The sequence below is a fragment of the Streptomyces sp. NPDC037271 genome, assembly GCF_055603605.1.
In genome coordinates, this window is record NZ_JBVJVN010000001.1 from 858,025 (window position 1) to 879,702 (window position 21,678).

The window sequence follows — 21,678 nt, forward strand, 5'->3', positions numbered from 1 at the left end:
CTCGGCCGGGAGGGCGGGATCGGGCGGGTTTGCCCTAGCTTGTGAACATGTCGACGGAAGAGTCCGCATCCGCCTCCGCTGCCGGTGCCCTGCTGCTGTGCCGCGCCGAGCCGGACTCCGTCACCGCCGTCGCTCCGCTGCTGGGCGAGCGCATGCCGCTGCTCCGGGCCGGCGAGAAGTGGAGTGTGCTCGTCCCGGAGGGCGGGCCCTGGCGGCACGGCGGCGAACCGGTCGAGCGCGTGCTCACCGGCTGGGCGGCCGCGCTCGCCGTCGGCGCCCCCTGGCCCGTACTCGCCCTGTGGTGGGACGCCGACCGGGCCGGCTACACCCTCGCGTCCGGCTTCCGCCGCCCCGTCGGCTACGTGTGGCTCGCGGACGGCACCCCGGCCGGCGAGGACGAGGCGATGCGCACCTTCGCCCACCGCCTCGGCCTGGATCCCGTACTGGACGTGCAGTCGCTGGACCGGCTGACCGGGCCCGATCCCGAGGCCGACGCCCGTACCAGGCTGCGCGGCCTGCTCGCGGTCCTCACCCGCGCGGGAGTCGCCCTCCCCGCCGGACTCGACCCCGGCGAGCCCGCCGACCGCCTCGGCGCCGCCGCCCGAGCCCTGCCCGGCGTCCGGCGGACCGGGGCCGCCGGGCGGCGCCCGACCGCCGGCGAAAGCCGCCTTGCCCCCTGGATGCCCTGGGTGGGCGGCCCCGGAGCCCGCGCCCTGGCCCTGGCCCAGATGGCGGCCGGCCTGCCCCTCACCGCCTGGGGTCTGTGGCGCCGCAGCGGAGGCTGGACCACGGCGGGGGTACTGCTGGTCGCGCACGGCGCGCTGGGGGTGGCGTACGGGCTGACACGGCGTCCCTGACAGCCTCCGGGACGCGGCGGCGCACCCCCTGGGGGACTACTCCTCGTCGTCCTCGTCGTCCAGCCGCGCCAGCCAGGTCGCCAGCCGCTCCACCGGCACCTCGAAGTCCGGGTTGAGATCGACGAAGGTCCGCAGCTGCTCGGCGAGCCACTCGAAGGTGACCTCCTCCTCGCCGCGCCGCTTCTCCAGTTCCTCGATGCCGCGGTCGGTGAAGTACAACGTGCTCTCCGTCGGATGGGTCGGCTGGACCGACTGAGTCGAACAGGGTGGGGTTCCGTGGGAACCGCTGGTCCCAGGATAGGCGCGCCCCGTACCCGCGCCGGCATGGTCCCGGCCGCCGGTACGCGTACGTACCCGCGCCCGCACCGTCCCGGCCGCCGGACGAGTACGCACGCCGAAGGGCCCGGCCCCGGTTTCCCGGGGGCCGGGCCCTTCGGCGTCAGGCCGGTCGTCCGGAGGCTCAGGCCTCGAACACCTCACGCACCAGCTGCTCCTGCTCGGCCTGGTGCCGCTTCGCGGAACCCACGGCCGGGGACGAGCCGTGCGGGCGCGAGATGCGCCGCAGGCGCTCGCCGTGCGGGACGTCGGCGCCGACCGCCAGGTCCAGGTGGTCGATCAGGTTGAGCGCGATGAACGGCCAGGCACCCTGGTTCGCCGGCTCCTCCTGGGCCCACAGGTACTTCTCGGCGTTCGGGTACTTGGCGATCTCCGCCTGGAGCTCGGCACCCGGCAGCGGGTACAGGCGCTCGATGCGGATGATGGCCGTGTCCGTCACGCCGCGCTTCTTCCGCTCGGCGTCGAGGTCGTAGTAGACCTTGCCGGCGCAGAAGACGACCTTCTTGACCGCGGCCGCCTCGACCGAGTCGTCGCCGATGACCGGGCGGAACTGGCCCGTCGTGAACTCCTCCGCCTTCGACGCGGCGGCCTTGAGGCGCAGCATCGACTTCGGGGTGAAGACGACCAGCGGCTTGTGGTGCGGGTTGTGCACCTGCCACCGCAGGAGGTGGAAGTAGTTCGACGGCAGGGTCGGCATCGCGACCGTCATGTTGTTCTGCGCGCAGAGCTGCAGGAACCGCTCCGGGCGGGCCGAGGAGTGGTCCGGGCCCTGGCCCTCGTAGCCGTGCGGCAGGAGGAGCGTGACGCCGGAGGTCTGGTTCCACTTCTGCTCGGCCGACGAGATGAACTCGTCCACGACCGTCTGCGCGCCGTTGACGAAGTCGCCGAACTGCGCCTCCCACATCACCAGCGCGTCGGGGCGGGCCAGCGAGTACCCGTACTCGAAGCCCATCACCGCGTACTCGGAGAGCAGGGAGTTGTAGACGTTGTACCGGGCCTGGTCCTCGGCCAGGTACAGCAGCGGCGTGAACTCGTCGCCCGTCTCGCGGTTGATGAGCACCGCGTGGCGCTGGCCGAAGGTGCCGCGCTGCGAGTCCTGGCCGGACAGCCGGACCGGGACGCCCTCCAGGAGCAGCGAGCCGACGGCGAGGGTCTCGCCCATGCCCCAGTCGATCGTGCCGTCCTCGACCATGGCCGCGCGGCGCTGCAGCTGCGGCAGCAGCCGCGGGTGCACGGTGACGTGGTCGGGGATGTTGACCTGGGACTCGGCGATCCGCTTGACGGTCTCGGCGGTGACCGCGGTGTTCACGGCGACCGGGAACTCGGCCTGCGGGTCCGAGGGCTCCGCGGCGGACGGCTGGGAGGCCGCCTCGCGGACCTCGGTGAAGACCTTCTCCAGCTGGCCCTGGTAGTCCTGCAGCGCCTGCTCGGCCTCTTCCAGGGTGATGTCGCCGCGACCGATGAGGGACTCGGTGTACAGCTTGCGCACCGAGCGCTTCTTGTCGATCAGGTCGTACATCAGCGGCTGGGTGAAGGCCGGGTTGTCGGTCTCGTTGTGACCGCGGCGGCGGTAGCAGATGAGGTCGATCACCACGTCCTTGTTGAACGCCTGGCGGAACTCGAAGGCCAGCCGCGCCACGCGGACGCAGGCCTCCGGGTCGTCGCCGTTCACGTGGAAGATCGGGGCCTCGATCATGCGGGCCACGTCCGTCGCGTACATGGAGGAACGCGACGACTCCGGGGCGGCGGTGAAGCCGACCTGGTTGTTGATGACGACGTGGACCGTGCCGCCGGTGCGGTAGCCGCGCAGCTGCGACATGTTCAGGGTCTCGGCCACCACGCCCTGGCCCGCGAAGGCCGCGTCGCCGTGGACCGCGATGGGCAGGACCGTGAAGTCGGTGCCGCCCTTGTTGATGATGTCCTGCTTGGCGCGGGCGACGCCCTCGACGATCGGGTCGACCGCCTCCAGGTGCGAGGGGTTGGCCACCAGCGAGACCTTGATCTGCTCGCCGTCCAGGCCGGTGAAGGTGCCCTCGGCGCCCAGGTGGTACTTCACGTCACCGGAGCCGTGCATCGACTTCGGGTCGAGGTTGCCCTCGAACTCGCGGAAGATCTGCGCGTACGACTTGCCGACGACGTTGGCCAGCACGTTCAGCCGGCCGCGGTGGGCCATGCCGATGACGACCTCGTCCAGGCGGGACTCGGCCGCCGAGTCGATGACCGCGTCCAGCAGCGGGATGACGGACTCGCCGCCCTCCAGGGAGAACCGCTTCTGGCCGACGTACTTGGTCTGCAGGAACGTCTCGAACGCCTCGGCGGCGTTCAGGCGGCGCAGGATGCGGAGCTGCTCCTCGCGCTCCGGCTTGGTGTGCGAGCGCTCGATGCGGTCCTGGATCCACTTGCGCTGCTTCGGGTCCTGGATGTGCATGAACTCGACGCCGGTGGTGCGGCAGTACGAGTCGCGGAGCACGCCGAGGATGTCGCGCAGCTTCATCAGGGACTTGCCGGCGAAGCCGCCGACCGCGAACTCGCGCTCCAGGTCCCACAGGGTGAGCCCGTGCTCGGTGATGTCCAGGTCGGGGTGCTTGCGCTGCTGGTACTCCAGCGGGTCGGTGTCGGCCATGACGTGGCCGCGGACCCGGTAAGAGTGGATCAGCTCGAAGACGCGGGCGGCCTTGGTGACGTCGTCGTCGTGCGAGGCGTCGATGTCCTTGAGCCAGCGGACCGGCTCGTAGGGGATGCGCAGCGCCTCGAAGATCTCGTCGTAGAAGCCGTTCTCGCCGAGGAGCAGGTTGGCGACCTGGCGCAGGAACTCGCCGGAGGCGGCGCCCTGGATGACCCGGTGGTCGTAGGTCGACGTGAGCGTCATGACCTTCGAGATGCCGAGCTTGTTCAGCGTGTCCTGGCTGGTGCCCTGGAACTCCGCCGGGTAGTCCATCGAGCCGACGCCCATGATGACGGCCTGGCCGGGCATCAGGCGCGGCACCGAGTGGACGGTGCCGAGGCCGCCGGGGTTGGTCAGGGAGACCGTGACGCCGGTGAAGTCGTCCATCGTCAGCTTGCCGTCGCGGGCGCGGCGGACGATGTCCTCGTAGGCCTGCCAGAACTCGAAGAAGTTCATGGTCTCGGCCTTCTTGATCGCCGCGACGACCAGCTGGCGGTCGCCGTTGGGCTTGACCAGGTCGATGGCGAGGCCGAGGTTGACGTGCGCCGGCTTGATGAGCGTCGGCTTGCCGTCCTTCTCGCCGAACGCGTAGTTCATGGCCGGCATGGCCTTGATGGCCTGCACCATCGCGTAGCCGATCAGGTGCGTGAAGGAGATCTTCCCGCCCCGGGCGCGCTTGAGGTGGTTGTTGATGACGATGCGGTTGTCGAACAGCAGCTTCACCGGGACCGCGCGCACGGACGTGGCCGTGGGCAGCTCCAGCGAGGCGTTCATGTTCTTCGCGACCGCGGCGGCGGGGCCGCGCAGGGTCACCAGCTCGGGGCCCTCCGGGGAGGGGGTGGCCTCCTTGGCGGGCGCGGCGGCCTTCGTCTGCGGCTTGGCGGCGGGCTGGGCCGGGGCCGGCTTCGCCGCAGGAGCCGCAGGAGCCGCCGGGGCGGCAGCGGCAGGCTGCGCGGCCGGCTTCGGGGCCGCGGCGGCGGGCTGGGCGGCCGTCTGGGCCTGGGCCGGGGCGGGAGCCTGCGCCTGCGGTGCGGGGGCGGCCTGCGGCGCGCTGCCGGAGTCCGCGCCCGCGGCACCGGAGGCGGCCTGGGCCGCGGCCGCGCCCGGCTTGTAGTCGGCGAAGAAGTCCCACCAGGCTCGGTCCACGGAGTTCGGGTCCTGGAGGTACTGCTGATAGATCTCGTCGACGAGCCACTCATTGGCACCGAACGCGGCCGCGGGGTTCTTGCCCGCGTTGCCCGCTTGGTCGGTGTCGGTCGAGATGCTCGAGTTACTGGGGGACTGTGGCGACACGGCGAGAACCGCCCTCTTCCGCTTCTTCACAAGATGGTGGACAGCGGGAATCAAGGCTACGCCTCCCGCGCCCGGAAGGTCAGACCGGGCCCGTTCATCGTCGCGTAAGTCACATCGCAGACCGTGTTTCGGTGCTGGAAATGGCGGGAAACAAGCGAGGTTCTGCTGCGCGTGGGAAGGGGAGACCGGGACCCGGCGCCGAGAGGACGCGGGTCTGTACCTGGTCTGCGCCTGATCACACGTGTCCGCCAGCGCGGACGTCAGTGGATCTTGGCGCTCCGCTTCGAACCCTACGTCAACTCGATGCCGTGGGAAGACCCGGAAGGGTGATCAGGATGCGGCAGCCCCGCTCGGATTCGGCCACTCCGATCCGGCCGCCGTGCAGATCCACCGCCCAGCGCGCGATCGCCAGGCCCAGCCCGGTGCCGCCGTCGCTGCCCGGACCGTGCGGCCGGGACACCGAACCACGGTTGAACCGCTCGAACACCCGGCGCCACTCCGAGCGCGGAATGCCGGGGCCCTCGTCCAGTACCTCCAGCTCCAGCGACTCCGGAAGGTCCCCGCGCCGCGCCCTGACCGTCACCCGGCCGTGCGGCGGGCTGTGCTTGACCGCGTTGTCGATGAGGTTGGCGACGACCTGGTGGATGCGCTCGGGGTCGGCGTGCGCGGTCAGCTCCGGCGGGAAGACGTCGAGTGCCAGATGGACGTCGGTGCGGCTGTGGCTGCCGGACCCGGACGCGATGCCCGCGCGCGCCGAGGCGACCATGTTGGCCTCCTTCAGCACGCCGGACAGGTAGGGCCACACCTCGAAGCGCCGCTTGCGCAGCGGTATGACGCCGTTGTCCAGGCGGGAGAGGTCCAGCAGCGTCTCCACCAGCCGGCCGAGCCGCTCCGTCTGTCCGAGCGCCGTCCGCATGGTCTCCGGATCGGCCTCGGTGACCCCGTCGACGATGTTCTCCAGAACCGCGCGCAGGCCCGCGATGGGGGTGCGCAGCTCGTGCGAGACGTTCGCCACCAGCTCCTTGCGCTGCCGGTCCTGGGCCTCCAGGTCGTCGGCCATGCGGTTGATGGTGACGGCGAGGTCGCCCAGCTCGTCACGGCGGTTCTCGCGGACCCGGCGCGTGTAGTCGCCGTGCGAGATGGACCGGGCCACGGCGTTCATCTCGTCCAGCGGCGCGGTCAGCGAGTGCGCCACGAACTGGGTGATCAGCAGGGTGGCGATCATCGAGAAGACCGTGATGAAGCGCAGCTCCGTCTTGGTGTGCACCGCGATCACCGAGAGACCGGTGGTGATCAGCACCGACGTGACGACCAGCGCACCCAGCTTGGTCTTGATCGAGAACGGGCGTACGCCGCCCCAGGGTTCCCCGGTGCTCCGGGGGCCGGGGCTCCTCCGTGCGGCCTCCCGCCCTCCGCTCATGGCGTCGGTGTCTCCAGCGCGTACCCCACGCCGTGCACCGTACGGATCCGCTCGGCCCCGATCTTGCGGCGCAGCGCCTTGATGTGGCTGTCCACGGTCCGGGTGCCGGAGGCGTCCGCCCAGTCCCACACCTCGGCCAGCAGCTGCTCCCGGGAGAGCACCGCGCGCGGGGTGTTCGCCAGGCAGACCAGCAGGTCGAACTCGGTGGGGGTGAGGTGGACGTCCTCGCTGCGCACCCGTACCCGGCGCTGCGCGTGGTCGATCTCCAGCTCGCCGAGGCGCAGGATGCCGCTGCGCGGCGTCGAGGCGGCCACGACGGCCCGCTCCACCCGGCGCAGCAGCACGTGCACGCGCGCGGCCAGCTCGCGCATCGAGAACGGCTTGGTCATGTAGTCGTCGGCGCCCACGCCGAGCCCGACCAGCATGTCCGTCTCGTCGTCGCGCGCGGTGAGCATCAGCACCGGCACCGGCCGCGCGGCCTGCACACGACGGCAGACCTCCAGGCCGTCGAAGCCGGGCAGCATGATGTCGAGGATCAGCAGGTCGGGCTGCCACGCCTCGGCCGTGTCGACGGCGGCCGGACCGTCGCCCGCCGTTTGCACCAGGAACCCCTCGGCGCGCAGGCGGGTCGCGATGGCGTCCACGATCGTCTGGTCGTCCTCGACCACCAGCACCCGGCGCTGGGCGCCCGGGGTAGCCGTCGCCGTGCCGTTGTGGGAGGTCTGTGTCTGCTCCATCGCCCGCCCCTGAGGTGTGCTTACCGGAATCAGTGGGGTGATTCCTCGTCTGCGCATGACTGCGATCGACGCTTGAACGACCGCGTCAGGTCAGCAGCGTACGGGGATTCACCGCGCCTTTGCTATCCAGGTCCGACGCCGAGGTGGACGACGTCCGGAACGCCCCGGGCAACGGGGATCTCTTCGGTACGCACCTGCTGGAACCCGGCATTACGCAAGGTTTCTTCGAATTCCGGAGAGGGCTGCGCGGACCATACGGCGAGCACTCCGCCGGGCCTCAACACCCGTGCGCAGCCCGCCAGTCCGGGCGGTGCGTAGAGCCCGTCGTTGCCCTCGGTGACGGTCCAGCCGGGGCCGTTGTCGATGTCGAGGCAGAGGGCGTCGTACGTGTCGGAAGTCTCATTGACGTACCGCACCAGATCCGCTTCCACGATCTCGGTGCGGGGGTCGGCCAGTGCCTCGGCGGACAGCGGGGCCAGCGGGCCGCCCCGGTGCCAGTCGATGACGGCGCGCTCGCGTTCGACGACCGCGATCCGGCCCCAGCGCGGGTCGGCGGCCGCGTGTGCGAGTGAGAAACCGACGCCGAGTCCCCCGATGAGCAGGTGCGGAGCGTTCCGCACGGCACGGCCGGCGAGGGCGTCGGAGGCGGCGAGCGCGTCGGCCGCCGCGTCCACCAGCCGCCGCTCCGAGTGCCCGTCCGAGGTGTCCATCAGGAAGCAGCCGTTCGCGATGATCTGCAGCAGTGCCCCGTGCCGGCGCAGGACGACCTCGCCGTGCGGGCCCTCGCGACGGTCCAGCACTTCGGGGATGCCGTGGTCGTGGGAGTCATGGGAAGTGATGGGCATCGACCCATCCTGGCAGGGGGAATGCCGTGGGGCCCGGCCGCCTGGCAGGGGGAATGCCGTGGGGTCCGGCCGCGCTCTCGCCTGCGGGGACCGGAGGGGCTGAGCGGACGAGGAACCTCCGCTTCTTGATCGCTCAGAGCGAACACGCTGGGGGGAACAATCAAGGACTCGCTTTCATTGAGTCGGTGTAACTCAACTTGAATGCCGAAGGGGAGATCATGGCTGCTGAGTCCGACGCCTTCACACCGTTCACCCTGCCCGTGCTGCCGCTCGACGACGAAGTGGTGCTGCCCGGGATGGTCGTCCCCCTGGACCTGAGCGACGCCGAGGTACGGGCCGCGGTGGAGGCCGCCCAGGCCGCCGCCAGGTCCGAGCCGGGCAAGCCCCGGGTCCTGCTCGTCCCGCGCGTCGACGGCACCTACGCCACGACCGGCGTCCTCGGCACGATCGAGCAGGTCGGCCGGCTGGCCGACGGCGACCCGGGCGCCCTGATCCGCGGACGGGACCGCGTGAAGATCGGCGCCGGCACCACCGGACCCGGGGCCGCCCTGTGGGTCGAGGGCACCCGCGTCGACGACACCGTGCCCGACCCCCTGCCCGGCCAGGTCACCGAACTGGTGAAGGAGTACAAGGCACTCGCCACCGCCTGGCTGCGCAAGCGCGGCGCCTGGCAGGTCGTGGACCGGGTGCAGGCCATCGACGACGTCTCCGCGCTCGCCGACAACTCCGGCTACTCGCCCTTCCTCACCACCGAGCAGAAGCTCCGGCTCCTGGAGACCGCCGAGCCGGTCGCCCGCCTCAGGCTCGCCACCCAGCAGCTGCGCGACCACCTGGCCGAGCAGGACGTCGCCGAGACCATCGCCAAGGACGTCCAGGAGGGCGTCGACAAGCAGCAGCGGGAGTTCCTGCTGCGCCGTCAGCTCGAGGCCGTGCGCAAGGAACTGCGCGAGATCAACGGCGAGCAGGAGGGCGAGGAGTCCGACGACTACCGCGCCCGCGTCGAGGCCGCCGACCTGCCGGAGAAGGTCCGCGAGGCCGCGCTCAAGGAGGTCGACAAGCTGGAGCGGTCCTCCGACCAGTCGCCCGAGGGCTCCTGGATCCGCACCTGGCTCGACACCGTCCTCGAACTGCCGTGGACCGTCCGCACCGAGGACGCCTACGACATCCGGGGCGCCCAGGCCGTACTGGACGCCGAGCACGCGGGCCTCGACGACGTCAAGGAGCGGATCACCGAGTACCTGGCGGTGCGCAAGCGGCGCGTCGACCGGGGGCTCGGCGTCGTCGGCGGGAGGCGCGGCGGTGCCGTACTCGCCCTCGTCGGCCCGCCCGGGGTCGGGAAGACCAGCCTCGGCGAGTCCGTCGCCCACGCGATGGGCCGCAAGTTCGTCCGCGTCGCCCTCGGCGGCGTCCGCGACGAGGCGGAGATCCGCGGCCACCGGCGTACGTATGTCGGCGCCCTGCCCGGCCGGATCGTGCGGGCGATCAAGGAGGCCGGGTCGATGAACCCGGTCGTGCTCCTCGACGAGATCGACAAGGTGGGCTCGGACTTCCGGGGCGACCCGGCCGCCGCCCTGCTCGAAGTCCTCGACCCCGCCCAGAACCACACCTTCCGGGACCACTACCTGGAGGTCGAGCTCGACCTGTCCGACGTCGTGTTCCTCGCGACGGCCAACGTCCTCGAAGCCATCCCGGAGGCCCTGCTCGACCGCATGGAGCTGGTCCGCCTCGACGGCTACACCGAGGACGAGAAGATCGTCATCGCCCGCGACCACCTGCTCCCGCGCCAGCTGGAGCGCGCCGGGCTCGACAAGGACGAGGTCACGGTCGACGAGGGCGCGCTGCGCAAGCTGGCCGCCGAGTACACCCGCGAGGCGGGCGTACGCACCCTGGAGCGGTCCATCGCCCGGCTGCTGCGCAAGGTGGCGGCCCAGCACGAACTGGGCGAACGCGAGCTGCCCTTCACCGTCACCGACGGCGAACTGCGCGCCCTGATCGGCCGGCCGCACCACGTGCCCGAGTCCGCCCAGGAACCGGCCGAGCGGCGCACCTCGGTGCCGGGCGTGGCCACGGGCCTCGCGGTCACCGGCGCGGGCGGCGACGTCCTGTACGTCGAGGCGTCGCTGGCCGACCCGGAGACGGGCGCGTCGGGCCTGACCCTGACCGGTCAGCTGGGCGACGTGATGAAGGAGTCGGCGCGGATCGCGCTGAGCTTCCTGCGCAGCCGCGGCGCCGAGCTGGAGCTGCCGGTGGCCGACCTGAAGGACCGGGGCGTGCACATCCACTTCCCGGCGGGCGCGGTCCCCAAGGACGGCCCGAGCGCCGGCATCACGATGACGACGGCGCTGGCCTCGCTGCTCTCCGGCCGGCTGGTGCGCACCGACGTGGCGATGACCGGCGAGGTCTCGCTGACCGGCCGCGTGCTGCCGATCGGCGGCGTCAAGCAGAAGCTGCTCGCGGCGCACCGGGCGGGCATCACCACGGTGATCATCCCCAAGCGCAACGAGCCCGACCTGGACGACGTCCCGGCGGAGGTACTGGACAAGCTCGACGTCCACGCCGTCTCCGACGTCCGCCAGGTCCTCGAGCTGGCCCTCGCACCGGCGACGAGCGGTGCGGAGCCGGAGGTTCCGGTCGCGGCGATGGGGGTGCCTCCCAGGCTTTGAGCACGGGGGGAGGACGCGTGGCCGGATGAGTGAAGGGAAGGGCCCGGACTCCGCGCGGAGTCCGGGCCTTCGCCGTACGCGCCGGGAGCGTCAGCCGTTCGCGAGCGCCCGGACCCGGTCCAGGGCCCCGTTGAACTTGTTGTGGTCCCCGACCGTCGGCCCGGACGAGGTGTACTGCCACATCGTGTAGTAGCCCCAGCCGGCCGGCAGTGTGCCCACGGTGGAGGCGTACCGGGCGACCCACAGCGGGTTGTTCACCGCGAAACCGCCGTAGTTGCCCGTGCACTGGGTCCACCAGCTGGTGGCCGTGTAGATCACGGCGTCGCGGCCGGTGCGGGCCTTGTAGGTGTTCAGGAAGTCCCGGATCCAGGAGACCATCTGACTCTGCGTCTTGCCGTAGCAGGTGGCCCCGTACGGGTTCCACTCGATGTCCAGCGCGCCCGGCAGCGTCTTGCCGTCGCGGGACCAGCCGCCGCCGTTGTCGACGAAGAAGTTGGCCTGGGCGGCGCCGCTCGTCGTGTCCGGCGTGGCGAAGTGGTACGCGCCGCGGATCATGCCGACGTTGTACGAGCCGTTGTACTGCTGGGCGAAGTAGGGGTTCTCGTAGTACGTCCCCTCGGTGGCCTTGACGTAGGCCCACTTGACCCCGCTGTTCCACAGGGTCGACCAGGGGACGTTGCCCTGGTGGCTGGAGACGTCGACGCCCTCCGTCTGGGTGGCGCCGCCCGGCACCGGTGTGCCGTGCCGCCCGTCGTGCTCCAGGACGCCCATGCCCATGTGGGCGGAGCCGCGCGGCGGGGTGTCGGCGGCCGACGAGGAGTGTGCGGGGAGGGTGAACAGCAGGGAGAACGCGGCGAGCAGGACCCCGGTGACGGCGAAGCGCCGCCCGCGGGCCGATCCGGATCTGTGCACGGGCATGACGTGCCTCCGATGGCTCGGTGGTGCTCGGTGGGGGATGCGTGGGTGGGGAGAGGATCCCGCGAGTGGCGTGAGCATGCCATCCGGGGTTCCGCAGGAGACGCTACGCACGTAGAACGGGGGTGGGAAGAGGGACCGGCAGCTTCCGGTGGTCTAAGCCTGCGAAATACTTGCCGAGCTGCGGTGATGACCGCCCGTGGCGGAAACTTTCAGGACCGGGAAAATCGAGGCAGGGGCTGACGTGCACGAAGACGGGAACGGCGGCGGTCGAGGAGTCGAAGCCGAAGTGTCCGGCAGTGGTGTGAACCAACCGGAGTTCCTGGCGCTGGAGCGGGAGTTGACGGTCCTGCTCCGGCGGGCCCGCGCCAGCCAGGGCGAGATGGCCCGGGAGGTCCACCCCGACCTGGAGTCGTCCGCGTACGGCCTCCTCGTACGGCTCGGCGAGTGCGGCGGGCAGCGGGCCACGGAGCTCGCCGCCTACATCGGCGTCGGCAAGGCGACGATGTCCCGCCAGCTGCGCGCCCTGGAGGACCTCGGCCTCGTCGCCCGGGAGCCCGACCCCGCCGACGGCCGCGCCTGGCTGGTCACCCTGACCCCGGAGGGCCAGGCCCGCGTCAGCCGGGTGCGGGAGGCCCGCCGCGCGCGGTACGCCGGGCGGCTCGCCGGCTGGGACCCGCGTGAGGTGACGGAACTCGCCCGGCTGCTGCACGAACTGAACCGGGGGATGGAGAAGTAGGGCCGCGGCCCTCGGCGAGCAGCAGGGCCTGCAGGGCCTGAAGCCCCGGCGGGAAGCAGGGCCTGAAGCCCCTGGCGAGAAGCAGGACCGAAGGCCCCCGGTCCCCGGCGGGAGAAGCAGGGCCGAGGGTCCCGGCGGGAGAAGCTGAGCCGCGGTCCCCGGCGGAGAAGCAGGACCGAAGTCCCCGGTCCCCGGCGGGAGAAGCAGGGCCGGGGTCCCTGGCGGAGAAGCAGGTGCCGCGGTCCCCGATGGAGAAGCAGGACCCGGGTCCCTGGCGGGAGAAGCCGAGCCGCGGTCCCCGGCGGAGAAGCCGAGCCGCGGTCCCCGGCGAGAAGCGGAGCCGGAGCCCCGAACCCCCGGTGTTCAGAGCTCCGCGTACACCACCGTCGCGTCGTCGTGAGCCTTGCCGCGCCCGAGGAACTCCCGGCACCCCGCAGCGTCCGCGCGTTCCAGCTCCCGTACCCGGTCCACCAGTGCCTGGGCGCCCTGCTTGCGCACCAGCGCGAGGCAGTCCGTCCAGTCGCCCTCCCGGAACGTCTCCACCCACCGCGCTGCTCCGTCCGTCAGCGCCGCCAGTGTCCGCACCTCCCCGCGCGGCAGCACCCCCGTCACCGCCCGCGCCGCCACCGCCGGGTCGGCCGCGGCCGTGAAGAAGCCGCCCTCCTTGTTGCGGAAGCCCGCGTCCACCAGCGCGTCCGTCGCGAGAGCCGAGTGGGGCAGCCGGGCCAGCCGGTCGTCCAGGACCGCCGCGACCCCGCCGTCGGGGGCCTCCACCAGCAGGGCCGAGTCGGACAGGACCAGGTACTCGACGGCGGCGGGGGACCAGCGGGCCAGGACCACGGTTGCCTGCGGAGTCCGCGGGTGAGAAAGGTCACAGGTTTCCGCGTGTGCCGCCGAAGTACGTGCGATGGCACGCGACAGGGCTTCGGCGAGGGGAACATCCGGGAGTGAAACGGTCAGTTCGGTCAGGGCTCCGCCGAGGCGCCCGGTGAACCAGGGCACGGAGTGCAGACAGCCCGTTCCGGTCCGCGGCGGTGTCACGCCGTCCAGTACGACGAGTGACCCGCCTTGCCCCGAGGCCGGTAGTCCGACGCTCGCGAAGTCCTCGTTGGGGTGGTCGGCGAGGCCGGGTTCCGAGACGAGTTCCGTGCGCATCCGGCCAGTCTGCACGACCCCTTCACCGTGTCCGCAAGAGGTGGGCAAGTTCCCGGGGATCGACGCAGCGGCGCAGGTCAGTCGCCGGATTTAGGGTGGAATTCCGTACTCCGGCAATGCGCGGCGGCACATAGTGCCACCGCCCGTCCCGGACGTCCAACCGGCGCGCCGCGCGCGCGTGTCGGGCGAGCCGGGGGAACTTGCCCACCAACTCCCGTCCGAGGTTCACTCCTTCGGGTGGCGGGTCGGATGATGCACGCCCACCGCCCACCGGCACTGGGAGGGTCGGGAACCGGTGGGGGGCCTGCCCCGCTCACGCGGTCACCCCGTCCGACGCGCAGTCGGCGGCCTGGGGACAGCCCAGAGCGTGGCGGAGGGCGCACGCGCCGACCGGCCAGTTGACGGAGCGCCACCCGGGCCCACGGGTACACGAGTCAGGAATGCGAGCACCGGTGCAGAAGACGCGGCCTCGTCGCACAGGCAAGCAGACGGCCCCCGCGGGGAGCGCGGAGCGCACCCCCGGTACCTCCACCCCGGCGCCGCCCCAGGCCCCCGTCGGCAAGGGGCGTCCGACCCACGTACGCAACCGCCTCATCGTCGCCGCGGCGGTCGTGGCCGCCGCCGTCGCCGGAGCCGGAGCACCGTCGGTCGTGGCCGCCTCCGGCCACCTGCACGACTCCCAGGAACTGGTGACGCTCGCCGAGCGGACCCAGGGCGCGCTGACCCTCGCCCACTCCCTGGCCGACGAGCGCGACGAGGTCACCCCCTACATCGCGGCCGGCCGCCCGAAGTCCAAGGCGCCCTCCGAGCAGCGCAGCGCCCGCGTCGACCGGCAGGTGGAGGAACTGCGCGCCGACACCGACACGCCCGCCTCCCTGCGTGAGGACCTCGACGCCGTCGCGGCACTGCGCCGGGCGGCGCTCACCGGCAAGAGCACCGCTCTGCAGGCGCACGAGGCGTACTCGGAGGCGATCGCCGAACTCCACGCGCTGGCCGAGGAGCTGGCCGAGCGGATGCCGCCCCGCGCGGGCGCCGGGGCGTACGCCCTCGCCGAACTGGACACCGCGGTCCAGCAGGCCTCCGCCACCCGCGGCCTGCTGCTCGCCGCCCTGAACGTGCCGAGCAGTACCGAGACCGTCATCGACCCGATCACGGGTCTGCCGACCGAGACGACCACGTCCTCGGACGCCGACGCCGAGCAGCGCGACGCGCTCGCCGCCGCCGCCCAGCAGGCCCGGGTGCGCTCCGACGCGGCCCTCGCCGACTTCCGCGAGGGCGCGCCCAAGGAGGCGCGGGACAGCTTCGACTCCACGGTCGCCGGCCCGGAGATCAACTCCGCCGAGAAGTACCTCGCCGGCCTCACGAACGAGCCGACGCTCTCCGACAACGACCTCCGGACCAGCACCAAGAGGCTGGACGCCGCGCTCTCCGCCCGCGTCGACGCCATGCGCGGCGCCGAGTCCGCCCTCTACGAGAAGCGCACCACGGACCTGGAGCAGTTGCGCGACGACGACGTCACCGCGCTGGAGATCCGGATCGCCGCCCTCGGCGCGCTGATCCTGCTGGCCGTCGGCATCGCCACCGCCATGGCCCGCACCCTCACCCGCCCGCTCTCGGTGCTGCGCCGCGGCTCGGCCCGGCTGGCCGGCGCGCAGGACCCGACGGCCGAGGAGGCCGTCACCTTCACCGGCCGCAACGACGAGTTCGCCCAGGTCGTCCGCTCCGTCAACGCCCTGCACGCGCACGCCGTCACGCTCGCCGACCGCGTCAACACACTCGAGGCCGACCGCAAGCACCTCGTCGGCCAACGGCAGAAGATGGCCGACGCCCGCGAGGAACTGCGCGCCGAACTCGCCGAGTCGGCCGCCCAGCTGGACGTGGTGCGCAAGAGCATCGGCGGGGCCTTCGTGAACCTCGCGCTGCGCACCCTCGGCCTGGTCGAGCGGCAGCTCGCGGTCATCGAAAGCCTCGAGGAGCGCGAGCAGGACCCGGAGCGCCTCTCCACCCTGTTCAAGCTCGACCACTTCGCCACCGTCATGCGCCGGTACAGCGAGAACCTCCTCGTCCTCGCCGGCACCGAGCACGTCCAGCACAGTGCCGGACCGGTGCCGCTGGTCGACGTGGTCCGCGCCGCGGTCAGCGAGATCGAGCGGTACGAGCGCGTCCGCATCGCCGCGCTGCCGCCGCACGCGCACGTGGCCGGGTTCGCGGCCGACGACCTCTCCCACCTGCTGGCCGAGCTGTTGGAGAACGCCACCTCCTTCTCGCCGCCGGACCTGCCCGTCGAGATCTCCGGCTGGCTGCTGGAGAACGGCGAGGTGATGCTCTCCGTCCAGGACGAGGGCATCGGCATGGCCACCGAGCGCCTCGAGCGCCTCAACGCCCGCCTCACCGACTTCGACCCCGACGCGCCCTACGACCAGGAGGGCGAGGACGGTTGCGGGCTGGGCCTGTACGTGGTGGCCCGGCTCGCCCACCGGCACGGGGCGCGCGTGCGGCTGCGGGAGCAGAAGCAGGGCGGTGTCGCGGCCGTCGTGGTCCTGCCGGACACCCTGCTCGCCGAGGCACCGCCGGCGGCGCTCGTCCCGACCCTGCCGACCTCCGAGGGCACGGGGACCTTCTCCCTGCCGGGCGCGGACGCGGAGGCCAACTCCAACGTCCTGCGCGGCCGTGTGGAGAAGGACACGGACCCGCTCGTCGCCTCGGCGGAACAGTCCGTACGACGCGCGGAGGCCGACGAGCCGGAGGGGACGGACGGGACCGAGGGGAACGACGGGACCGACGGGACCGACGGGACGGGCGTGGCCGAAGCCGAAAAGGCGGAGGACACTCGCCCCGAGGCGTCCGGTGAGCCCGAAGCGCCCGAGGCGCCCGATGACCGCGATGCCTTGGCCGACGCGGCCGACCCGGAGCCCGCCCGGAAGACGGAGACCGACGAGGCGAAGGCTCCCGAGGCGGCGGAGGCCCCCGAGGCCGGGGCCGTCCCCGGACGCGACCTCCCCGACGACACCACGATGGCCCTCCTGCTGCCGACCCAGGCGCAGGCGCAGGCACGGGCGGAGGCGGCCCGGACACCCGAACCGGAGTCCACACCCGACCCCGACCCCTACGCCATCGGCCCCGACGCCCACGACCGCGCGCCGGACGAGGACACCACGCGGGCCGAGGGCACCATGCGGGCCGAGGACACCGCCCGGGCCGAGGGCGCCGGGAACACCGACGACGCCGAACCGGACGAGCCCGTCACCGACAAGGGCCTGCCCAAGCGGACCCCCAGGATCAGCACACCCGTGGCGGTCCCCGGGCCGCGCACGGCGGGCTCGGTGGACGCCGACGCGCTCCGCCGCCGCCTGGGAGGATTCCGCCGGGGGGCGGAGGCCGGTCGCCGCGACGCCGAGGCGGAGATCACCGACCGGACCGGACGGAACCAGGCGCCGGACGCCGCAACAGGGACAACCGAGGAAGCCACGGGGGGCACTGTCGAGGAGGCAAGCAGTTGACCGCTCCCAGTACCTTCGGACTCAGTCATGAAGCTCGCAATCTGCACTGGCTGCTGACCAACCTGGTCGAGGAGGTGCCCGGCATCCTCTCGGTCGCGGTGGTCTCCTCCGACGGCCTGCTCCTGCTCTCCTCCGACCAGGAACGCATCGACGCGGCCCGCGAGCTCCAGACCGTGCGCCGCACCAGCCCGCGCGGTTCGGCCGCCGACCTCGCCACCGTCGTCTCCGGCGTCGGCAGCCTGACCGTCGGCGCCGCCCGGATGGTGGACTTCGGCAAGGTGAAGCACACGATGGTCGCCATGGACGAGGGCAGCCTGTTCGTGATGTCGATCAGTGACGGCTCGCTGCTCGGCGTGCACGGCTCCGCGGACGCCGACATGAGCGTCATCGCCTACCACATGGCGCTCTTCGTCGGCCGCGCCGGTCACGTCCTGACTCCCGAACTCCGCAGTGAGCTCCGGAAATCCCTGGAGTCCGAGTCGGCGGGGAGTGTCCGATGAGCAAGGGCCCCGGCAGGAACCCGCAGAACCCGCAGAGTCCGAAGAACCCCAAGCTCCCGCGGAACTCGCAGGACCCGAAGCTCCCGCAGAACTCGAAGAACCCGAAGCCCCCCAAGGCCCTCCCCGTGCGCGGCGCCGACCGCAAGCCCGCCCGGGTACGGCCCTACTCGCTCACCGGCGGCCGGACCCGCTTCGGCCACGTCCTGCTCGTCGAGACGTTCGTCGGCGCCACGGCCGGCACCGCCGCGCTCGAAGCCGCCCAGGAGCGCAAGGAACTGACTGGGGGCACCTCCCACGCGTTCGGCAGTGGGGGAGGAAGCCTCACCTCCCGCGTGATGCCGGAGATGCGGGCCATCGTCGAACTGTGCCGCCGTATGCGTACGGTGGCCGAGATCGCCGCGCTGCTGAAGATGCCGCTCGGCGTGGTCCGCGTGCTCATCAGCGACCTCGCGGACCAGGGAAAGATCCGTGTGTACGGCACCGGGACCGGCCACGGCACGGGCCGCCCGGACCGCGCTCTGCTCGAAAGGGTGCTCAGTGGACTCCGTCGTCTCTGACGCTGCCGCCTACGGCGTCTCCTCACTCGTCGACACGGACGAGCCCGTGCAGCCCTGGCAGACGGACCGCACCCGGGCACCCATAGCCACGAAGATCGTGGTGGCCGGCGGTTTCGGCGTCGGCAAGACCACTCTGGTCACCACCGTCTCGGAGATCACGCCCCTGCAGACCGAGGCGCTGATGACCGAGGCGAGCGAGGAGACCGACGACCTCACCGCCACCCCGGGCAAGCTCACCACCACCGTGGCCATGGACTTCGGCCGCATCACGCTCGACGACGACCTGGTGCTCTACCTGTTCGGCACGCCGGGCCAGCAGCGGTTCTGGTTCATGTGGGACGACCTGGTGCGCGGCGCGATCGGCGCCGTCGTGATGGCCGACACCCGCCGCCTGAAGGACTGCTTCCCGGCGCTCGACTACTTCGAGAGCTGCGGACTGCCGTACGTCGTCGCCGTGAACCACTTCGACGGCAGCGAGCTGTTCGAGGCGGAGGACGTGCGGGAGGCGTTGGCGATCCCCGCGCACATACCCGTAATGATCATGGACGCGCGCCGCCGGATCTCGGCCATCGAGACCCTTTTGTCCCTCGTGGGCCACGCGCTCGACGAAACCCCCGAGTAGGAGACGGAACACCGCATGCGGAAGATACTCGTCGTCGGAGCCGGCCAGTCCGGTCTCCAGCTCGCCCTCGGCCTCCAGTCGCACGGCTACGAGGTCACCCTGATGTCCAACCGGACCGCGGACGAGATCCGCACCGGCCGGGTCATGTCGACGCAGTGCATGTTCCACACGGCACTCCAGCACGAGCGCGATCTCCAGCTGAACTTCTGGGAGTCCCAGGCCCCGAAGATCGAAGGACTCGGCGTCTCGGTGGCGGCCCCCGGCTCCTTCGACCCGGGCCCCTCGCAGCGCGCGATCGACTGGCTGGGCCACCTCGACGGCTTCGCGCAGTCGGTCGACCAGCGGGTGAAGATGGCCGGCTGGATGGACACCTTCGCCCAGCGCGGCGGCCAGCTCGTCATCCACGGCGCGGCCGTCGGCGACCTGGACTACTTCTCCCGCGCCTACGACCTCGTCCTCGTCTCGGCGGGCAAGGGCGAGCTGGTGCAGATGTTCGGCCGCGACGCCTCCCGCTCCCCGTACGGCGAGCCGCAGCGCGCCCTCGCCGTCGCCTACGTCCACGGGATGGGCCCGCGCCCGGAGCACCCGGAGACGGAGGCCGTCCGCTGCAACCTGGTCCCCGGCGTCGGCGAGATGTTCATCATGCCGACCTTCACGCTCTCGGGCCGCGCCGACATCCTGTTCTGGGAGGGCATACCCGGCGGCCCGCTGGACGCCTTCAAGGACGTCAAGGACCCGGCGGAGCATCTCTCCCTGACCCTGGAACTCATGGAGAAATTCCTCCCCTGGGAGTACGCGCGGGCCACCAAGGTCGAACTGACCGACGCCGGCGGCACCCTGGCCGGCCGCTACGCCCCCACCGTCCGCAACCCGGTCGGCCGCCTGCCCGGCGGCGGCCTGGTCCTCGGTGTGGCCGACGTGGTCGTCGCCAACGACCCGATCACCGGCCAGGGCTCCAACTCCGCCTCCAAGTGCGCCGCCTCCTACCTCGCCTCCATCCTCGAGCAGGGGGAGAAGGAGTTCGACGAGGCCTGGATGCTGCAGACCTTCGACCGCTACTGGGAGACGGCCCAGCACGTCACCAAGTGGACGAACGCCATGCTCGCCCCGCCGCCCGAGCACGTCCTGGACCTGATCGGCGCCGGCATGCAGCTCCAGCCCGTCGCCGACCGCTTCGCCAACGGCTTCGACGACCCGGCCGACTTCGAGAACTTCTTCTACGACCCGGCGAAGACCGAGGGCTACCTCATGGAGGTCTCGGGCGCCGCGGGCGCGTAACCGGCCGCGTACCCCTCGTCGGACCCGTCCGTCGCCCCCTCGGGAAGCCGCGGTGGCGTGTACCGCCGCAGCGGCTCCCCGCCGGGGTCGGGCCGTACGGCGCCCAGGACCGGGTTGGCGGCGATCGGCGAGACCTTGACCTCGGCGCCGGGGCGCGGCGCCTGGACGACCATTCCGTCGCCGAGGTACATCGCCACATGGGTGGCCTCGGGGAAGTACACGACCAGGTCACCGGGCCGCAGCTCACCCAGCGGCACGTGCTCCAGCCGCGCCCACTGCTCCTGGCTGGTCCGCGGGATCGGAGCCCCGGCACGCTCCCAGGCCACGGAGGTCAGCCCCGAGCAGTCGTACGACGCGGGACCCTCCGCGCCCCACTCGTACGGCTTGCCGAGCTGCTCCACCGCGAAGCGCACCGCCCGGTCGCCCTCGGCGGTGGGCATGTCGTCGTCGCCGAGCGCGCCGGACTCCACGAGCCGCTGCTGCGCCTCGGCGATCCCGTTGCTCTCGAACTCCGCCAGCGCGGCCAGCTCCTCGGGGGTGAGCGAGGCCAGCAGTTCCTCGACGGCGTGCAGCCTTTCGCGTACCTCGTCCCGCTGCCGCTCCTGCCGCTCCGCGAGGGCCAGTTGCTCGTCGAGGGCCTTGCGCGCCCGCTCGGCCAGCTCGCCGGCCTTCCGCTCGTCTCCGGCCAGGCGGCCCACCGTCTCGGCCCGCTGCCGGGCCAGCCGGCCGATCACATGCCCCTGGTCGAGCGCGTGCCGCGGGTCGCGGGCCAGCAGCAGCCGCAGATAGGGGGAGAGACTGCCGCTGCTGCGGTACTCCTGCCGGGCCAGCCGGCCGGCCGCGCCGCGGCTGTCGTGCAGGGACAGCCGGGTCCGGGCCAGCGCGGCCTCCAGCCGGCTCACCTCGGCGCGCTGCTTCTTCAGGCGCTCCTCGGTGCCGTTGTAGGTCTCGGTGGCCTTCTCCGCCTCCCGGTACAGCCGCTGAAGGTCCGTCAGCAGCCCGGCCACGGAACGGTCGCGCCGGGCCTCGCCGGGGTCGGGGTCGGCCGTGGCGGGCACCGGCGCGAGAACGATCCCGGCCGTCACCGCCGCCGTGCACACCAGACGCAGAAACCTTCCTGACACGCCATCACCTCCGGGCCGCGGGGCGGCTCGTCCGCTCCGCACGGCGAGCATGTGACGGGTCGTGGGACTCCGCTCGCGGAGTGTGCGCGGTTCGGCGCAACGGGGTCACCCGTGGGCGTCGTCCGGCTTGCCGCCCGGCGTGGCGTCCGGATCGGTGTCCGGCCTGGCGTCCGGCTTGGACCAGGGCCACTTCCGGCCGGAGCCCTTCTTGCCCTCGGGGTCGTACGCGTACTTCCAGCGCGCGAACCGCAACCCGCCCCGGGAGTCCCGGGGCACCCGCCGGTACACGAGCACGGTGGGCGGGCCGCCGTCCGGGTCCGGCACGGGGATGCGGTAGGTCTTCGGCGGGTGCCCGGTCATCCCGACCAGCACGGGCAGCACCCGCCCGTCCATGGGGCCACCCTCGAAGGGGGTGTCTTCGCTCTTCACGGCACCAGTGTCAGCGATCCGCGCGCCGGTGTCGGACGCCCGT

General features: G+C 72.1%; 17 protein-coding genes. 8 read left to right on the plus strand and 9 right to left on the minus strand.

The genetic code is table 11. The features are described from left to right. The first annotated feature begins 47 nt into the window (after positions 1-47). Positions 48-857 carry a hypothetical protein gene (locus ACZ7G3_RS03955; protein ID WP_470923079.1) on the plus strand — a complete coding sequence of 270 codons (810 nt, stop codon included), beginning with the start codon at positions 48-50 and terminating at the stop codon, positions 855-857. A gap of 36 nt (positions 858-893) precedes the next feature. On the opposite strand, the gene ACZ7G3_RS03960 is transcribed toward ACZ7G3_RS03955, so the two are convergent. The 5 genes from ACZ7G3_RS03960 to ACZ7G3_RS03980 form a co-directional block, all read right to left on the minus strand. Continuing rightward, complete coding sequence (locus ACZ7G3_RS03960; protein WP_005312030.1) at positions 894-1,076, minus strand: DUF6104 family protein; 183 nt, start codon at positions 1,074-1,076, stop codon at positions 894-896. 241 nt (positions 1,077-1,317) lie between these two features. Further along, the gene (locus tag ACZ7G3_RS03965) at positions 1,318-5,151 is read right to left on the minus strand and encodes a multifunctional oxoglutarate decarboxylase/oxoglutarate dehydrogenase thiamine pyrophosphate-binding subunit/dihydrolipoyllysine-residue succinyltransferase subunit (RefSeq protein ID WP_470923080.1); all 3,834 of its coding nucleotides are present in this window, start codon (positions 5,149-5,151) and stop codon (positions 1,318-1,320) included. Positions 5,152-5,446: 295 nt separating this feature from the next. Next, entirely contained in the window at positions 5,447-6,571 is a 1,125-nt protein-coding gene (locus ACZ7G3_RS03970) for a sensor histidine kinase (protein ID WP_426599809.1), read from the minus strand. Next, on the minus strand, positions 6,568-7,308 hold the full coding sequence (locus ACZ7G3_RS03975) for a response regulator transcription factor (RefSeq protein ID WP_279559812.1): 741 nt from the start codon (positions 7,306-7,308) through the stop codon (positions 6,568-6,570). The genes ACZ7G3_RS03970 and ACZ7G3_RS03975 overlap by 4 nt, the downstream gene beginning before the upstream one ends. 122 nt (positions 7,309-7,430) lie before the next feature. Beyond that, a complete protein-coding gene (locus tag ACZ7G3_RS03980; RefSeq protein ID WP_470923081.1) occupies positions 7,431-8,153 on the minus strand; it encodes a spermidine synthase in 723 nt (240 codons plus the stop codon). Between the two features lie 218 nt (positions 8,154-8,371). Between ACZ7G3_RS03980 and lon the strand changes: the two genes are divergently transcribed. Continuing rightward, entirely contained in the window at positions 8,372-10,816 is a 2,445-nt protein-coding gene (lon, locus tag ACZ7G3_RS03985; RefSeq protein WP_470923082.1) for an endopeptidase La, read from the plus strand. 90 nt (positions 10,817-10,906) lie between these two features. Here the strand turns inward: lon and ACZ7G3_RS03990 are convergent, their stop codons facing one another. After that, entirely contained in the window at positions 10,907-11,734 is an 828-nt protein-coding gene (locus ACZ7G3_RS03990) for a lysozyme (RefSeq protein ID WP_426599806.1), read from the minus strand. 241 nt (positions 11,735-11,975) lie between these two features. Here ACZ7G3_RS03990 and ACZ7G3_RS03995 point away from each other — a divergent pair, with 241 nt between their 5' ends. Beyond that, positions 11,976-12,470, plus strand: a complete 495-nt coding sequence (locus tag ACZ7G3_RS03995; protein ID WP_426522433.1) for a MarR family winged helix-turn-helix transcriptional regulator — start codon at positions 11,976-11,978, stop codon at positions 12,468-12,470. A gap of 363 nt (positions 12,471-12,833) precedes the next feature. Here the strand turns inward: ACZ7G3_RS03995 and ACZ7G3_RS04000 are convergent, their stop codons facing one another. After that, complete coding sequence (locus ACZ7G3_RS04000; protein WP_470923083.1) at positions 12,834-13,625, minus strand: protein phosphatase 2C domain-containing protein; 792 nt, start codon at positions 13,623-13,625, stop codon at positions 12,834-12,836. A 440-nt stretch (positions 13,626-14,065) separates the two neighbouring features. On the opposite strand from ACZ7G3_RS04000, the gene ACZ7G3_RS04005 reads away from it, so the two are divergent. Genes ACZ7G3_RS04005 through ACZ7G3_RS04025 form a run of 5 tightly spaced genes read left to right on the plus strand, consistent with a single transcriptional unit; the run spans position 14,066 to position 20,082 of the window. Continuing rightward, positions 14,066-17,125: a sensor histidine kinase gene (locus tag ACZ7G3_RS04005; RefSeq protein WP_470923084.1), complete on the plus strand. Its 3,060-nt coding sequence runs from the start codon at positions 14,066-14,068 to the stop codon at positions 17,123-17,125. After that, entirely contained in the window at positions 17,122-17,625 is a 504-nt protein-coding gene (locus tag ACZ7G3_RS04010; protein WP_470923085.1) for a roadblock/LC7 domain-containing protein, read from the plus strand. Before ACZ7G3_RS04005 ends, ACZ7G3_RS04010 begins: the two co-directional genes overlap by 4 nt. Further along, complete coding sequence (locus ACZ7G3_RS04015) at positions 17,622-18,182, plus strand: DUF742 domain-containing protein (RefSeq protein WP_470923086.1); 561 nt, start codon at positions 17,622-17,624, stop codon at positions 18,180-18,182. Before ACZ7G3_RS04010 ends, ACZ7G3_RS04015 begins: the two co-directional genes overlap by 4 nt. Beyond that, on the plus strand, positions 18,163-18,804 hold the full coding sequence (locus ACZ7G3_RS04020; protein WP_426599801.1) for a GTP-binding protein: 642 nt from the start codon (positions 18,163-18,165) through the stop codon (positions 18,802-18,804). The genes ACZ7G3_RS04015 and ACZ7G3_RS04020 overlap by 20 nt, the downstream gene beginning before the upstream one ends. 15 nt (positions 18,805-18,819) lie before the next feature. Next, positions 18,820-20,082 (plus strand): styrene monooxygenase/indole monooxygenase family protein, encoded by a 1,263-nt coding sequence (locus ACZ7G3_RS04025; protein ID WP_470923087.1) that lies wholly within the window; start codon positions 18,820-18,822, stop codon positions 20,080-20,082. Here ACZ7G3_RS04025 and ACZ7G3_RS04030 read toward each other — a convergent pair. Continuing rightward, complete coding sequence (locus ACZ7G3_RS04030; protein ID WP_470923088.1) at positions 20,046-21,206, minus strand: C40 family peptidase; 1,161 nt, start codon at positions 21,204-21,206, stop codon at positions 20,046-20,048. The two genes, ACZ7G3_RS04025 and ACZ7G3_RS04030, sit on opposite strands and share 37 nt — an antisense overlap. 105 nt (positions 21,207-21,311) lie before the next feature. Continuing rightward, the gene (locus tag ACZ7G3_RS04035) at positions 21,312-21,635 is read right to left on the minus strand and encodes a hypothetical protein (protein WP_426599798.1); all 324 of its coding nucleotides are present in this window, start codon (positions 21,633-21,635) and stop codon (positions 21,312-21,314) included. Positions 21,636-21,678 lie beyond the last annotated feature (43 nt).

Coding starts and splice junctions, on each gene's coding strand:
- ACZ7G3_RS04000 (WP_470923083.1), bottom strand. CDS start 13,625: ATGCGCACGGAACTCGTCTCGGAACCCGGCCTCGCCGACCACCCCAAC.
- ACZ7G3_RS03990 (WP_426599806.1), bottom strand. CDS start 11,734: ATGCCCGTGCACAGATCCGGATCGGCCCGCGGGCGGCGCTTCGCCGTC.
- ACZ7G3_RS04015 (WP_470923086.1), top strand. CDS start 17,622: ATGAGCAAGGGCCCCGGCAGGAACCCGCAGAACCCGCAGAGTCCGAAG.
- ACZ7G3_RS04025 (WP_470923087.1), top strand. CDS start 18,820: ATGCGGAAGATACTCGTCGTCGGAGCCGGCCAGTCCGGTCTCCAGCTC.
- ACZ7G3_RS03955 (WP_470923079.1), top strand. CDS start 48: ATGTCGACGGAAGAGTCCGCATCCGCCTCCGCTGCCGGTGCCCTGCTG.
- ACZ7G3_RS03980 (WP_470923081.1), bottom strand. CDS start 8,153: ATGCCCATCACTTCCCATGACTCCCACGACCACGGCATCCCCGAAGTG.
- ACZ7G3_RS03970 (WP_426599809.1), bottom strand. CDS start 6,571: ATGAGCGGAGGGCGGGAGGCCGCACGGAGGAGCCCCGGCCCCCGGAGC.
- ACZ7G3_RS03975 (WP_279559812.1), bottom strand. CDS start 7,308: ATGGAGCAGACACAGACCTCCCACAACGGCACGGCGACGGCTACCCCG.
- ACZ7G3_RS04005 (WP_470923084.1), top strand. CDS start 14,066: ATGCGAGCACCGGTGCAGAAGACGCGGCCTCGTCGCACAGGCAAGCAG.
- lon (WP_470923082.1), top strand. CDS start 8,372: ATGGCTGCTGAGTCCGACGCCTTCACACCGTTCACCCTGCCCGTGCTG.